The sequence below is a fragment of the Streptomyces poonensis genome, assembly GCF_014650915.1.
Lineage (GTDB): Bacteria > Actinomycetota > Actinomycetes > Streptomycetales > Streptomycetaceae > Streptomyces > Streptomyces poonensis.
In genome coordinates, this window is sequence record NZ_BMVW01000023.1 from 1 (window position 1) to 16,555 (window position 16,555).

Annotated in this window: 5 protein-coding genes; all 5 read left to right on the forward strand. The window is 73.8% G+C overall.

Annotated elements, in window-relative coordinates:
* Positions 1-2,551 (forward strand): SDR family NAD(P)-dependent oxidoreductase (locus IE242_RS34390; RefSeq protein WP_189866511.1); only part of this gene is annotated, 2,551 nt, incomplete at its 5' end.
* A 46-nt stretch (positions 2,552-2,597) separates the two neighbouring features.
* Positions 2,598-12,671, forward strand: a complete 10,074-nt coding sequence (locus IE242_RS34395; RefSeq protein WP_189866513.1) for a type I polyketide synthase — start codon at positions 2,598-2,600, stop codon at positions 12,669-12,671.
* Positions 12,672-12,728: 57 nt separating this feature from the next.
* Entirely contained in the window at positions 12,729-13,985 is a 1,257-nt protein-coding gene (gene ccrA / locus IE242_RS34400) for a crotonyl-CoA carboxylase/reductase (RefSeq protein WP_189866515.1), read from the forward strand.
* A 68-nt stretch (positions 13,986-14,053) separates the two neighbouring features.
* Positions 14,054-15,250 (forward strand): cytochrome P450, encoded by a 1,197-nt coding sequence (locus IE242_RS34405; protein ID WP_189866517.1) that lies wholly within the window; start codon positions 14,054-14,056, stop codon positions 15,248-15,250.
* Positions 15,251-15,316: 66 nt separating this feature from the next.
* Positions 15,317-16,531, forward strand: a complete 1,215-nt coding sequence (locus tag IE242_RS34410) for a cytochrome P450 (protein WP_189866519.1) — start codon at positions 15,317-15,319, stop codon at positions 16,529-16,531.
* Positions 16,532-16,555: the final 24 nt, after the last annotated feature.

Consider the following 16,555-nt stretch of genomic DNA (forward strand, 5'->3'; position numbering starts at 1 on the left):
CGGTGAGGTGGTCGCCGGTCTGTCGTTCGAGCAGCCGCGGATTCCGGTGGTGTCCAACCTGACGGGGCGGCTGGTGGAGGCGTACACGCCGGAGTACTGGGTGGAGCACGTCCGGGAGGCTGTGCGGTTCGCCGACGGCATCGCGACGCTGCACGAGCTGGGTGTGACCACGTTCGTGGAGGTCGGCCCGGGCGGTGTGCTGAGCGGTTTGGCGCAGGAGTGTGCGGGCGAGTCGGTGGCCGTGCCGGTGCTGCGCGGTGACCGGTCCGAGCGGCAGGCGTTGGTGACGGCTCTGGCCCGGCTGCACACGGTCGGGGCCTTCGTGGACTGGGGTGTCTTCTTCGCCGGTGCGGGGCGGACCGATCTGCCGACGTACGCCTTCCAGCGCGAGCGGTACTGGGTCGACGCCCCGCAGGCCGCCGCCACGGCGGTGGACCCGGTGGACGCGGAGTTCTGGCGGACGGTGGAGCGTGAGGACCTCCAGGCGCTGACCGACACCCTGGACATCTCGGCGCAGGACACGTTCGGTGACGTACTGCCGCGCCTGTCCTCCTGGCGGCGTCGGCGCCACGAGGAGTCGACCGTCGACAGCTGGCGCTACGGGATCACCTGGAAGGCGATGGCCGACCTCGCCCCGCAGGACTCGACAAGCAGCGGCGTATGGCTGGTACCGGTCAGCGCCGGGCTGCCCGACGACGAGTGGAGCGCCGCGTGGCTGCGCGGGCTCGCCGAGCGGGGCCTGACCACGCTGCCGGTACCGGTCGATCCGGCCACCGGCCGTGAGGAACTGGCGGCCCAGCTCGCCCGGGCGGCCGACGGCCGCAGCGTGACGGGCGTCCTGTCGCTGCTCGCCGTCGACGGCGAGGCCGCCCCGGCGGCCCCCGCACTGACCAACGGTGTCGCGCTGTCCCTTCTGCTCGTGCAGGCCCTGGGCGACGCGGGCATCGGCGCCCCACTGTGGTGCGCGACCCGGAAGGCGGTGGGCGTGAGCCCCGCCGACGAGCCGGCGGACCCGTACCAGACCCAGGTCTGGGGCCTGGGCCGGGTCGCCGCGCTGGAGCAGTCGCAGCGCTGGGGCGGTCTGGTGGACCTGCCCGGCGCGGCGGACGACCGGGCCGTCGGCCGACTCGTCGCGGTGCTCGGCCAGCGGGACGAGGACCAGGTCGCGATCCGCGACCGCGGAGTGTTCGCACGGCGCCTGTCGCATCTGCCCGCCGCCCGTCGTGACCGCTCGTGGTCGCCGCGCGGGACGGTGCTGATCACGGGTGGTACGGGTGCGCTGGGCGGGCACGTGGCCCGCTGGCTCGCCGGGGCGGGTGCGGAGCACCTGGTGCTCACCAGCCGTCGCGGTCTCGACGCTCCCGGCGCCGCCGCGCTCCGGGCCGAGCTGGAGGAGACGGGCACGGCCGTGACCGTCACAGCCTGTGACGTGGCCGACCGCGATGCGGTGGCCGCCCTGCTCGCCGAGCACACCTTCACCGCCGTCGTCCACGCGGCCGGCTCCGCCGAGGCGGGCATGCTCGCCGAGACAAGCCTCGACGCCTTCGCGGAGACGGTCGCCGCCAAGGCCCTCGGCGCGATGCACCTCGACGAGCTGCTGGGCGACCGGGAACTGGACGCCTTCGTCCTCTTCTCCTCCATCTCCGGCGTGTGGGGCAGCGGAGGCCAGGCCGCCTATTCGGCGGCGAACGCCTTCCTCGACGGGCTGGCGCAGCACCGGCGGGCCCGCGGCCTCGCCGTGACCGCGGTCGCCTACGGTCCCTGGGCCGAGGGCGGGATGGTCGCCGACACCGGGGACGAGGAACGGCTGCGGCAGCGAGGCCTGACCACGCTGCGGCCGGACCGGGCGATCTCCGCACTGCACGGTGCGCTGAGCGGCGGGGACGGCGCGGTCACCGTGGCGGACGTGGACTGGGAGCGGTTCATCGTCCCGTTCACCGTCAGCAGGCCGAGCGCGCTGCTGAGTGATCTGCCCGAGGTCGAGAAGGCTCTCGCGGCGACGCCTCGTGAGCAGTCCGCCGAGCCGTCCGCGCTGAAGAAGAAACTGGTCGCGCTCTCCCCGGCCGAACGGCAGCGCCTGCTCGTGGACACGGTCCGCGCGCACGCCGCGGCCGTACTCGGTCACAGCGGCACCGCGGCGGTCGAACCGGACCTGGCCTTCCGGGACCTGGGCGTCGACTCCCTGACCGCGGTGGAGCTGCGCAACCTGCTCACCGACGACACCGGTCTGACCCTCCCCGCGACGCTGGTCTTCGACCACCCGACGCCGGAGGCGGTCGCCCGGTACCTGGAGAGCGAACTCGTCGGCGGCACGGGCCCGGGCGAGCTGTCGGTCTTCAGCGAGCTCGACCGGCTGGAGTCGGTGGTCACGACCGCAGCCGCAGAGGAGACGGTCAGATCAGGGGTGCGCAGGCGGTTGCAGGAGCTGCTGACCCTGGTCAGTTCCGCCGGCGAGCCGAGCACGGTATCGGCCGACGCACAGCGAGAGCTCCAGGACGCGACGGTCGACGACATCTTCGATCTGATCGATCAAGATCTAGAGGACATCTAGTTCTTGGCGCTCCACCCAAGACGACAGCCGAGGACGGATGAGGCGGATGAGCAGCAACGAAGACAGGCTTCTCGAATATCTCAAGCGCGTCACCGGGGACCTTCGCCAGGCCCGGGAGCGCCTTCGTGAGATCGAGGAGAAGGACCAGGAACCCATAGCCATCGTCGGTATGGCGTGCCGTTATCCGGGCGGGGTGCGTTCGCCCGAGGATCTGTGGCGGCTGGTGGCGTCGGGTACGGACGCGGTCGGGGAGTTCCCGGCGGACCGCGGCTGGGACGTGGAGGGTATCTACGACCCGGACCCGCTGGCGGCGGGGAAGACGTATGCGCGGCACGGCGGTTTCCTGTACGAGGCGGGGGAGTTCGACGCCGGGTTCTTCGGGATCAGTCCGCGGGAGGCCGTGGCGATGGATCCGCAGCAGCGGCTGCTGCTGGAGACCACGTGGGAGACGTTCGAGCGGGCCGGTATCGACGCGGAGTCGGTGCGCGGCAGCCGTACCGGGGTCTTCGTCGGCTCCGGCTACCAGGACTACGTCAACCTCCTGGTCGGGGTGGGCGGCGAGTCCGACGGCCATCTCGGGACCGGCAACTCCGCCAGTGTGATGTCCGGCCGCATCGCCTACACCTTCGGGCTGGAGGGCCCGGCGGTCACCGTGGACACGGCGTGCTCCTCGTCGCTGGTGGCCCTGCACTGGGCGATCCAGTCGCTGCGTAGTGGCGAGTCCTCCATGGCGCTGGCCGGCGGCGTGATGGTGATGACCACGCCCACCGCCTTCGTGGAGTTCAGCCGGCAGCGCGGGCTGGCCCCTGACGGGCGGTGCAAGGCGTTCGGGGCGGACGCGGACGGCACCGGCTGGGCGGAGGGTGTCGGCATGCTCCTGGTGGAGCGGCTCTCCGACGCCCGCCGCAACGGCCACGAGGTCCTGGCGGTCGTACGGGGCAGCGCCGTCAACCAGGACGGCGCCTCCAACGGCCTGACCGCGCCCAACGGCCCCGCGCAGCAGCGGGTCATCCGGCAGGCCCTGGCCTCGGCCGGTCTGTCTCCTGCCCAGATCGACGTCGTGGAGGCGCACGGTACGGGCACGGCACTGGGCGACCCGATCGAGGCGCAGGCGCTGCTCACCACGTACGGGCGGGAGCGGCCGGAGGGCCGGCCGTTGTGGCTGGGTTCGCTGAAGTCGAACATCGGTCATGCGCAGGCGGCCGCGGGTGTCGGCGGCGTGATCAAGATGGTGATGGCGATGCGGCACGGCGTGCTGCCGCGGACGCTGCACGCCGAGGAGCCGACGCCGCACGTGGACTGGTCGGCGGGTGACGTGCGGCTGCTGACGGAGGCCGTCGACTGGCCGGAGACCGGTCATCCGCGCCGGGCCGCCGTCTCCTCCTTCGGCGTCAGCGGCACCAACGCCCACACCGTCATCGAACAGGCACCGGCCGAGGACGAGGAGCCCGCGCAGGGCCACGCCGGCGGCCCGCTGGCCTGGGTGCTCTCGGCGAGGAGCGACGAGGCGCTGCGGGCCCAGGCGGCCCGGCTGCTGCCCTTCGCACGCGGCGGGGCCCGGCCGCAGGACATCGGGCTGTCGCTGGCCACGACCCGCGCGGCCATGCGCCACCGGGCCGCGGTCGTGGGGGAGGACCACGAGGAACTGCTCCAAGGGCTGGCGGACCTGGCCGCCGGGACCCCGGCCTCCCAGGTGCTGCTGGGGCGCCCGGTCGGTGGCAAGGTCGGTTTCCTGTTCTCGGGTCAGGGGTCGCAGCGGGTGGGGATGGGGCGTGAGCTGTACGAGGTGTTCCCCGTCTTCGCCGCGGCCTGGGACGAGGTGTGCGCCCGTCTCGACGCGCCGGTCGACGTCGACGCCGAGACGCTGCACCGCACCGGGTGCACGCAGCCCGCGCTCTTCGCGGTCGAGGTCGCGCTCTTCCGGCTGCTGGAGTCGTGGGGGGTGCGGCCCGACTACGTCATGGGCCACTCCGTGGGTGAGATCGCGGCGGCGCATGTGGCGGGGGTGCTGTCGCTGGAGGACGCGGCGAAGCTGGTGTCGGCGCGGGCGCGGTTGATGCAGGCGCTGCCGGAGGGCGGGGCGATGGTCGCCGTCCAGGCCACCGAGGAGGACGTCCTGCCCCACCTCACCGACGGTGTGAGCATCGCCGCCGTCAACGGGCCCTCGTCGGTGGTGCTGTCCGGCGACGAGGCGGCGGTCCTGGCGGTCGCGGAGGTCTTCCGCGAGCAGGGGCGCAAGACGTCGCGGCTGAAGGTGAGCCATGCGTTCCACTCGCCGCTGATGGAGCCGATGCTGGCGGAGTTCGGCGAGGTCGTCGCCGGGCTGTCCTTCGACGAGCCGCGCATCCCGGTCGTCTCCAACCTCACGGGGCAGCCCGTGGAGGCCTACACGCCGGAGTACTGGGTGCGGCACGTCCGTGAGGCGGTGCGGTTCGCGGACGGGGTGCGGACGCTGCACGAGTTGGGTGTGAGCACGTTCGTGGAGATCGGCCCGGGTGGTGTCCTGAGCGGTATGGCGCAGGAGTGCCTGGAGGAGCCGGTCGCCGTGCCGGTGCTGCGTGGTGACCGGCCCGAGCGGCAGGCGCTGGTGACGGCCCTGGCCCGGCTGCACACCGTCGGCGTCCCCGTGGACTGGGGTGTCTTCTTCGCCGGTGCGCGCAGGACTGATCTGCCGACGTACGCCTTCCAGCACGAGCGGTACTGGGTGGACGCCCCGCGGGCCGCCGCCGCGGTGGTGGATCCGGTGGACGCGGAGTTCTGGCGGACCGTGGAGCGCGAGGATCTCCGAGCGCTCACCGAGACCCTGGACATCGCGGCGGAGGACACGTTCGGCGACGTGCTGCCCCGCCTGTCCTCCTGGCGCCGCCGGCGTCAGGAAGAGTCGGCCGTCGACAGCTGGCGCTACCGCGAGACATGGCAGCGCCTGGGCGGGCCAGCCCCGGCCGCCACCGGCGGCACCTGGCTGGTGGCCGTGGACCAGGAGGAGGACGAGCGGACGGCCGCGGTCCTCGCCGCGCTCCGCGCCCGCGGCGCGACGCTGAGGACGGTGGCCGTCGGTGCGACGACCGAGCGCACCGCTCTCACCAGCGAACTGGCCGAGGCGGGCCCGGTCCAGGGCGTGCTCTCCCTGCTCCTCACCGGGGACCCGGTGCTGCCCACCCTGCTCCTCGTCCAAGCCCTGGGAGACGCGGGCCTCGACGCCCCGCTGTGGTGCCTCACCTCGGGCGCGGTGGCCGTCAGCGGCTCCGACGCCGTACGTGACGCCCGGCACGCCCAGGTCTGGGGGATGGGCCGCACCGTCGCCCTGGAGCAGCCCCGGCGCTGGGGCGGCCTCATCGACCTGCCGGAGACCTTCGACGACCAGGCCGCCGGTCACGTGGCCGGCGTCCTCGCGCAGGCCCTGGCGGGGCGCTGGGAGGAGGACCAGCTCGCCGTCCGCGCCTCCGGCGTCTTCACCCGGCGGCTGGAGCACGCACCGGCACGGGCCGCGACCCGCTCGTGGCGGCCCCGCGGCACCGTCCTGATCACCGGCGGTACGGGTGCGCTGGGCGGGCATGTGGCCCGGTGGCTCGCCGGAGCCGGTGCGGAGCATCTGGTGCTCACCAGCCGGCGTGGCGTCGACGCCCCCGGCGCCGCCGCCCTCAAGGCCGAACTGGAGGAGACGGGCACCGCCGTGACCGTCACCGCCTGCGACGTGGCCGACCGCGACGCGGTGGCGGCCCTGCTCGCCGAGCACACCTTCACCGCCGTCGTCCACGCGGCCGGGGTCGCCGACGCCGGCCTGGTGGACGACACCACCCCGGCCGCCTTCGCCGCAGCTCTCGCCGCCAAGGCCGGCGGCGCGGCGCACCTGGACGAGCTGCTGGGCGACCAGGAGCTGGACGCCTTCGTCCTCTTCTCCTCCATCTCCGGTGTCTGGGGCAGCGGAGGCCAGGCCGCCTACGCCGCCGCCAACGCCTTCCTCGACGCCCTCGCCCGGCAGCGCCGCGACCGCGGCCGCACCGCGACCGCCGTCTCCTGGGGCCCCTGGGCCGACGGCGGCATGGTCGAGGACGGCGACGACGAGGAGCGGCTGCGACGCCGCGGCCTGCGCGCGATGACCCCGGCAGTGGCGGTCACCGCGCTGCAGCGCGCGCTCGACCGCGACGAGACCCTGCTGACCGTGGCCGACGTCGACTGGCCCCGCTTCATCGTGCCGTTCACCCTCGGCCGGCCCAGCCCGCTGCTCGGCGACCTTCCCGAGGTGCGCGCGACGCTCACGGAGGAGGCCCCCGAGGCGGGCCGCGGCTCGGGCGCCCTCGCCGAGAGCCTGGCCGCGCTGTCGCCCGAGGACCGCGCCCGCGCGGTCGTGGACCTCGTCCGCACGCACGCCGCCGCCGTCCTGGGCCACCGCACCGCGGGCGCCGTCGAGGCCGACCGGCCCTTCCGGGACCTCGGCTTCGACTCCCTGACCGCGGTGGAGCTGCGCAACCGGCTCAACGAGGCCACCGGCCTCACCCTGCCCACCACGCTCGTCTTCGACCACCCCACGGCCGATGACCTCGCCGGGCACCTGCTCGCCGAACTCACCGGCGCCCCGTCCGCGGACATCACCACCGCGGCGGCCGCCGCCGTACTGGACGAGCCGATCGCCATCGTCGCGATGGCCTGCCGCTACCCCGGCGGCGTCAACTCGCCCGAGGACCTGTGGGAGCTGGTCGCCTCCGGCCGCGACGCGATCTCCCGGTTCCCCGACAACCGCGGCTGGGACGTCGAGGCGCTCTATCACCCGGACCCCGACCACCCCGGAACCACGTACACCACCCAGGGCGGGTTCCTGCACGACGCGGACGAGTTCGACCCCGGGCTCTTCGGCATCAGCCCCCGGGAGGCCGTCGCCATGGACCCGCAGCAGCGGCTGCTGCTGGAGACCGCCTGGGAGGCGTTCGAGCGGGCCGGGATCGCCCCCGACACGATGCGCTCCACCCCCACGGGCGTCTTCGTCGGCTCCGGCTACCAGGACTACACCGGGCGGCCGCTGAAGGTGCCCGAGGGCGTGGAGGGCTACCTCCCCAGCGGCACCGCGGCCAGTGTGATCTCCGGCCGGCTCTCCTACACCTTCGGCCTCCAGGGGCCCTCGGTCACCGTCGACACCGCCTGCTCCTCCTCGCTGACCGCCCTCCACCTCGCCGTACAGGCGCTGCGCGGCGGCGAATGCTCCATGGCACTGGCCGGCGGCGTGATGGTGATGGCCGGACCCTCCGCGTTCACGATGTCGAGCCGGCAGCGCGCTCTCTCCGCCGACGGCCGCTGCAAGGCGTTCTCCGCGTCCGCCGACGGCACCGGCTTCGCCGAGGGCGTGGGCCTGATCCTGGTGGAGCGGCTGTCCGACGCCCGCCGCAACGGGCACGAGGTGCTGGCCGTCGTACGCGGCAGCGCCGTCAACCAGGACGGTGCCTCCAACGGCCTGACCGCGCCCAGCGGCAAGGCCCAGCAGCAGGTCATCCGGCAGGCACTGGCCAACGCCCGGCTCACCCCGGACGAGGTGGACGCCGTGGAGGCCCACGGCACCGGGACCCGGCTCGGCGACCCGATCGAGGCACAGGCGCTGCTGGCCACGTACGGCCGGGAGCGGCCGGACGGGCAACCGCTGTGGCTGGGCTCGCTGAAGTCCAACATCGGCCACGCGCAGGCGGCCGCGGGCATCGGCGGCGTCATCAAAATGGTGATGGCCATCCGCCACGGCGTCCTCCCGCAGACGCTGCACGTGGACGAGCCGACGCCGGACGTCGACTGGTCCGGCGGCACCGTGCGCCTGCTCACCGAGCGGACAGCCTGGCCCGAGCGGGGCAGGCCGCGGCGCGCGGCCGTCTCCTCCTTCGGGCTGAGCGGAACCAACGTGCACACCGTCATCGAGCAGGCCCCGCAGGAGACGCCCGCCGCCGGGACCGCGGCCGGCGACGAGGCGGCCCCCACGGCGCAGGACGCACCCGCCGGCCCGCCCCTGGACGCCCTCCCCTGGACGCTGTCCGCGAAGACCGCCCGCTCCCTGCGCGAGCAGGCCCGCCGGCTGCTGGAGCACCTCGAAGGCGACGACGGGCTCTCCCTGCCCGACGTCGGCCGCGCCCTGGCCACCACCCGCACCCGGCTCGAGCAGCGGGCCGTGGTCGTCGGCCGGGACCGGCAGGAGATGCGGGCCGGGCTCGCGGCGCTCGCCGGCGGCACCCCCGCGGAGACCGTGGTCCAGGGCACCGCGGCGGCGTCCGGCAAGGTCGCCTTCGTCTTCCCCGGCCACGGCTCGCAGTGGCCGGCGATGGCCCGCGAACTGCTGGAATGCGCCCCCATCTTCGCCGAGCAGGCCGCGGCCTGCGCCGAGGCGTTCGCCCCGTACCTCGACTGGCCGCTACTGGACGTCTTGCACGCCGTACCGGGCGCACCGGACCTGACCGAGGTGGAGGTCGCCCAGCCCGCGCTGTTCACCGTGATGGTGTCGCTGGCGGCCCTGTGGCGCTCCCACGGTGTGACACCCGCCGCGGTCGTCGGCCACTCGCAGGGTGAGGTCGCCGCCGCCTACGTCGCAGGCGCGCTGACGCTGGACGACGCGGCCAGGATCGTGGTCCTGCGCAGCCGCTCGCTGAGCCGGCTCATCGGCAAGGGCGCCATGCTGGCGGTCGCCATGCCCGCCCAGCGGGTCCGCGCGCGCCTGGAGAAGTACGGCGACCGGCTGTCCGTCGCCGCTGTCAACGGGCCCGCCGCCCTGACCGTCTCCGGGGAACCCGGCGCGGTCGACGACCTGCTGGCGGAGCTCAAGGCCGAAGGCGTGCGCGTGCGCAAGGTGCGCGGCGCCACCGGCGCCGGGCACTCCGCCCAGGTCGAGAGCCTGCGCCCGGAACTGCTGGAGCTGCTGGCCCCGGTCGCGCCCGGCCCGGCCGCCGTGCCCTTCTACTCCACGGTGACCGGCGCGGTGCTCGACACCACCGCCCTGGACGCCGAGTACTGGTACCGCAACGCCCGGCACACCGTGGAGTTCGAGCGGACCGTGGGCGCGCTGCTCGCGGACGGGTACGGGGTGCTGGTCGAGTGCAGCCCGCACCCGCTGCTGACCGACGCGGTGCAGACGATCGCCGAGGAGGCCGGCGTCGACGCCGTGACCGGTGCCTCGCTCCGCCGGGACCAGGGAGGCATGGACCGCTTCCTGCGCTCCGTGGCCGAACTGCACGTCAGCGGCGTCCCCGTGGACCTGACGGTGCCCTTCGCGGGGCACCCGGTGCGGCGCGTGGACCTGCCGACGTACGCGTTCCAGCGGCGCCGGTACTGGCTGGAGACCGCCGATCCGGTGCCTGCGGGCGCCGATCCGGCCGAGGCCGGGTTCTGGGAGCTGGTGGAGAACACGGACCCGGCCGGTCTCGCCGACCGGTTCGGGGCGGACGGCGCCGCCCTCGTCGGCCCGGCGCTGCCCGTGCTGTCCGCGTGGCGCCGGCGCGGCCGCGAGCGGTCCACGGTGGACGGCTGGCGCTACCGCGTCTCCTTCCGGCGGCTGACCGAGCAGCCGGCCCCCGGACTGGACGGCCAGTGGCTCGCCGTCCTCCCCGCCGGGCTGGCCGACGAGCAGTGGGCGCCCTGCGTCGCCGGCGTGCTCGGCGCGCACGGCGCCAAGGTGCGCGTGGTCGAACTCCCCGTCGACTGCGACAGCGCGCGGGCCGCGCAGCTGCTCTCCGAGGAGCTCGACGGCGAACAGCCCACGGGTGTCCTCTCCATGCTCGGCCTGGCACCCGGCAGCCACCCGGCCCACCCGACGCTGTCCGCGGGTCTCGCCGCGACCGTCACGCTGGTGCAGGCGCTGGGTGACGCGGACATCCAGGCACCGCTGTGGTGCGCGACCCGCGGAGCCGTCTCCACCGGAGCCGACGACCCGCTGCGCGACGCCGGCCAGGCACAACTGTGGGGACTGGGTCTCGTCGCCGCCCTCGAACTGCCCCGGCGCTGGGGTGGTCTCGTCGACCTGCCCGAGAAGCTGGACGAGCACGCGCTGCGCCACCTGGTCGGAGCGCTGGCCCAGCGCGCGGAGGACCAGCTCGCCGTACGGGCCGACGGCGTGTACGGCCGGCGCATGGTGAGGGCACGGCCCGCCGAAGGCGAGCCCGCCGCACCGTGGCAGCCCCGCGGCACCGTCCTCGTCACCGGGGGCACCGGCGGCGTGGGCCGGCACCTCGCCCGCTGGCTGGCCGGCACGGGCGCGCAGCACCTGGTGCTCACCAGCAGGAGCGGCCCCGATGCTCCCGGCGCGGAGGAACTGCGGGCGGAACTGACCGCCCTGGGCGCCGAGGTGACCATCGTCGCCTGCGACATGGCCGACCGCGACGCGGTCGCCGGGCTGCTCTCCGGCATCGAGTCCCGGTACCCGCTGACCGCGGTGCTGCACGCCGCCGGCTCGGCACGCTCCTCCGTGCTGGCCGACTCGACCCTGGAGGAGTTCGCCGAGGCCGCGGCCGCCAAGGCCACCGGCGCCGTCCACCTCGACGAGCTGCTCGGGGACCGCGAGCTCGACGCGTTCGTGCTGTTCGCCTCCGGAGCGGGCGTCTGGGGCAGCGGCGGCCAGGCCTCCTACGCCAGTGCCAACGCCTTCCTCGACGCCCTGGCACTGCGGCGGCGGGCCCGCGGCCTGACGGCGACCTCGGTCGCCTGGGGCGGCTGGGCGGGCGGCGGCATGGTCGACGACACGGTCCAGGAGCGCGGCGAGCGGCGCGGCCTGGGCGTCATGGACCCCCAGCTCGCGATCTCCGCGCTGCGCCAGGCCGTCGAGCACGGCGAGGCGGCTCTCGTCGTCGCCCCGATCGACTGGGAGAAGTTCCTGCCCGCCTTCACCGTGGGGCGGCCCAGCCCGCTGCTGGCCGAACTGCCCGACGTGCAGAGGCTCCTGGCGGCCGAGGAGAGCGGGGAGTCCGGCGCCGAGGAGCCCGGCGGTGCGGAGCTGGCCGCCGAACTGGCCCGGCTGGAGCCGGCCGAGCGGGAGGAGCGGCTGGTGGAGCACATCCGCTCGCAGAGCGCCGTGGTCCTCGGGCACGCGTCGGCCGAGGACGTCCTGCCCACCGCGCACTTCCTGGAGCTCGGCTTCGACTCGCTCACCGCGATCGACCTGCGCCGGCGCCTGTCGGCGGCCACCGGCCTGCGGCTGCCCGCCGGACTGGCCTTCGACCATCCCACGCCCGCCAAGCTCGCCAGGCACCTGCTGACGCAGCTGCAGGGCGCGGACCGGGGCGCGGCACCGGAGCGGTCCGCCGACATGCTGGTGCAGCTCTACCGGCACGCGAGCGAGAACGGGAAGGCCGCCGAGGCCATGGGGATGCTCATGGAGGCAGCCCGCTTCCGGCCCTCCTTCGAGCGGCCCGAGGAACTGACCCGGAGCCCCGCACCGGTACGGCTGTCGCAGGGGGACGGCCCCTTCGCGGTGATGTGTTTCTCGCCGTACGTCGTACCGGCCGGGGCGCACCAGTACGCGCGGTTCGCCGCGCCCTTCCGCGACCGGCTGGACATGTGGGCGCTGGTCAACCCCGGCTACGAGAAGGACGAGCCGGTCCCCTCCGACCCGGACGCGGTGCTCCGCCTGCACGCCCGCACCGTGCGGGAGTGCGCCGGCGGCAAGCCGGTCGTCCTGCTCGGCTACTCCTCGGGCGGCTGGATCGCCGTCGGGGTCGCGGCACACCTGGAGGCCATGGGCGAGGGGCCCGCGGCCGTGGTGATGGTCGACAGCTTCAGCCGGAAGGTCCCCTTCGACCACCAGGTGCTCAACGCGATGGCGCAGGCGCAGGCACAGCGCCTGGAGTACATGAGGTCCGGCGGCGAGCAGCTCACCGCGATGGGCCGCTACCTGCGCCTGTTCGACGACTGGGCCGCGCCGGAGACCGCCGCACCGACCCTGCTCGTACGGGCGGGTGAGCCCGTGCCGGCCGCCGCCGGCGGCGACGGCGACGGGCGCGCGGCACCGCCCGAGCACGTGGACACGGTCGTCGAAGTGGCCGGCAACCACTACTCGATGCTCGAGGACCACGCCGGCACCACCGCGGCCGCGGTGGACACCTGGCTGGCCAGGACCCTCACCGGCCCGGCCGGCGCCGCACCCGAGGACGCAACGACAGCTTGACCGGCCGGCGGCCACCGCGGGCCCCCGGACACCGACAGAACACAGGTAGGAGAGAACATGACGAAGACCCTGTACGAGATAGGCGAGCTTCCGCCGCTCGGCGAGGTACCCGCGCAGATGTACGCCGCGGTGATCCGCCAGGACCGCTACGGTGAGCCGAAGCAGGCGTTCCGCACCGAGGTCGTCGACACCCCGCAGGTCGGCCGGGGCCAGGTGCTGGTCTACGTGATGGCCGCCGGCATCAACTACAACAACGTGTGGTCCTCGCTGGGCCGACCCGTCGATGTCATCGGGATGCGGCAGCGGCAGGGCGCGGCCGAGGACTTCCACATCGGCGGCTCGGAGGCCTCCGGCGTGGTGTGGGCCGTCGGCGACGGCGTCCGCAACGTCAAGGTGGGCGACCACGTGCTGCTCACCAGCGGCCAGTGGGACGAGACCGCCGAGGACATCCGGATGGGCGCCGACCCGCTGACCTCGGAGAGCATCAAGGCCTGGGGGTACGAGACCAACTTCGGCTCCTTCGCCCAGTTCTGCCGCGTCGACGAGTACCAGTGCCACCCCAAGCCCGCCCACCTGTCCTGGGAGGAGTCCGCGGCCTTCCTGCTCACCGGGCCCACCGCCTACCGGCAACTGTTCGGCTGGCAGGGCAACACCGTCCGCCCCGGTGACCCCGTGCTCATCTGGGGCGGTGCGGGCGGCCTCGGCTCGATGGCCATCCAGCTCGTCAAGCTCGCCGGCGGCGTCCCGATCGCCGTGGTCTCCAGCGAGGACCGCGCCGAGTACTGCCGCAGCCTCGGTGCGGCCGGCACCATCAACCGCCGCGACTTCGACCACTGGGGCCGGCTGCCGGACTCCACGGACGTCGAGGGCTCCAAACGGTTCCTGCAAGGCGCCCGCGGGGTCGGCAAGAAGATCTGGGAGATCCTCGGCGAGCGCAAATCCCCGCGGATCGTGCTGGAGCACAGCGGCCAGGACACCCTGCCCACCTCGATGTACCTGTGCGACAACGCCGGCATGGTGGTCATCTGCGGTGGCACCTCCGGCTACAACGGGGACATCGACCTGCGCCACCTGTGGATGCGATCCAAGCGCCTCCAGGGCTCGCACTACGCCGGCACCCGTGAGTGCCGCGAAGTCATCGAGCTGGTCGGGGCCGGAATGCTCGATCCCTGCCTGTCCGCCTGCGAGAGCTTCCGGGACATCGGGCGGATGCACCAGATGATGCACGACAACGTGCACCCGTCCGGGAACATGGCCGCCCTCGTCAACGCGACCCGGCGCGGCGAGACCACCCTCGCCCTGCCCGCCGCCTGACCGGCCCCGCCGAACCACCCTCCACCCCTTCCACCTCCGTACAACGAACCATCAACGCAAGGAGAGTCATGCCCGAGCCCACCGCCGCGCCCGCCGTTCCCAAGGCCCGCAGCTGCCCGTTCCTGCCGCCGGACGGCCTGGCCGACATCCGGGCCACCGCCCCGGTGACCCGGGCCACCTTCACCAGCGGCCACGAAGCCTGGCTGGTGACCGGCTACGAGCAGGTACGTGCCGCGCTGCGCGACCCCTCGTTCAGCGTCCAGGTGCCGCACGCGCTGCACACCCAGGACGGCGTCGTCACCCAGAAGCCCGGCCGCGGCAGCCTGCTCTGGCAGGACGAGCCGGAGCACACCATGGACCGCAAGCTGCTCGCCAAGGAGTTCACCGTCCGGCGCATGCAGGCGCTGCGGCCGAACATCCAGCGCATCGTCGACGAGCACCTCGACGCCATCGAGGCGCAGGGCGGCCCGGTCGACCTGGTGAAGACCTTCGCCAACCCGGTGCCCTCCATGGTGATCTCCGACCTGTTCGGTGTCCCGGTCGAGCGCCGGCCGGAGTTCCAGGAGATCGCCGAGGCGATGATGCGGGTCGACCAGGACGTCGCCGCCACGGAGGCCGCCGGCATGCGTCTGGGCGGGCTGCTCTACCAACTCGTCCAGGAGCGCCGGGCCAGCCCCGGGGACGACCTGATCTCGGCGCTGACCACCACCGATGACCCCGACGGCGTCATCGACGACATGTTCCTGATGAACGCGGCCGGCACCCTGCTGATAGCCGCCCACGACACGACCGCCTGCATGCTCGGCCTCGGGGCGGCCCTCCTCCTGGACCGCCCCGACCAGCTGGCCCTGCTGCGCGAGGACCCCTCGCTGATCGGCAACGCGGTCGAGGAACTGCTGCGGTACCTGACCATCGGCCAGTTCGGCGGCGAGCGCGTCGCCACCCGGGACGTGGAGCTGGGCGGCGTGCGTATCGCCGCGGGCGAGCAGGTCGTCACACACGTCCTCGCCGCCGACTTCGACCCCGCCTTCGTCGAGGACCCGGAACGCTTCGACATCACCCGCCGGCCCGCCCCCCACCTGGCCTTCGGCTTCGGTGCCCATCAGTGCATCGGCCAGCAGCTCGCCCGGATCGAGCTGCAGATCGCCTTCGAGACCCTGTTCCGCCGTTTCCCGACCCTGCGGCTGGCCAAGCCCGTCGAGGAGCTCCGCTTCCGCCACGACATGGTCTTCTACGGCGTGCACGAGCTGGCCGTCACCTGGTGACGCCCCGCCCGCAGCCGTTCCCGTACCGCCGGGCAGCCGCCGCCCCGATGGCCCGAAAGGCATGACATGACCAAGACCGAGATCCGCCGTCCCGGCGAGCCGGTCCCCTCCTTCCCCCAGGACCGGACCTGCCCCTACCAGCCGCCGAAGGCCTACACGGAGTGGCGGGGCGACGCCCCACTGACGCAGGTCACCCTGTTCGACGGCCGGCCGGCCTGGCTGATCACCGGGCACGCCGAAGGGCGGGCGCTGCTCGCCGACCCCCGGCTCTCCTCCGACTGGGGGCACCCGGCCTTCCCCGTCGTCGTCCGGCGCACCGAGGACCGCGCCGGCCTGGCGTTCCCGCTGATCGGCGTCGACGACCCGCTGCACGCCAGGCAGCGGCGCATGCTGATCCCCAGCTTCGGCGTCAAGCGGATGAACGCCATCCGGCCCCGCCTGCAGAGCCTGGTCGACCGGCTCGTGGACGACATGCTCGCCAAGGGACCGGTCGCGGACCTGGTGTCCGCCTTCGCTCTGCCCGTGCCCTCCATGGCGATCTGCGAACTCCTCGGCGTCCCCTACGACGACCACGACTTCTTCGAGGAGTCCTCCCGCAACTTCGTGGGCGCCGCGACCTCGGCCGAGGCCGACGCGGCCTTCGCCGAGCTGTACAAGTACCTGCACGGCCTGGTCGTCAAGAAGCAGGCCGAGCCGCAGGACGGCCTGCTGGACGACCTGATCGCGCGCCAGCTGGAGGAGGGCGGGCTGGACCACAACGAGGTGGTCATGATCGCGTTCGTCCTCCTGGTGGCCGGCCACGAGACCACCGTCAACGCGATCTCCCTCGGGGCCCTCGCGCTCATGCAGCACCCCGAGCAGATCGAGGTGCTGCTGGAGGACCCCGGCGCGGTGTCGCGCGTGGTCGACGAGCTGCTGCGGTTCACCTCCGTCTCCGACTACATGGTCCGGATGGCCAAGGAGGACATCGAGGTCGGCGGCACGACGATCAAGGCCGGGGACGCGGTCGTCGTCTCCATCACCCTGATGAACCGCGACGCCAAGGCCTACGAGGACCCCGACGTCTTCGACGCCCGGCGCCACGCCCGCCACCACGTCGGCTTCGGCCACGGCATCCACCAGTGCCTGGGGCAGAACCTCGCCCGCGCCGAGCTGGAGATCGCCCTGAGCACGCTCTTCACCCGCATCCCCGGCCTGCGGCCGGCCGTCCCCCTGGACGAGGTGCCCATCAAGGCCGGGCACGACGCCCAGGGCCCGGTCGAGCTCCCCGTCACCTGGTGAGGACCCGGACGGGCAGCAGCAACG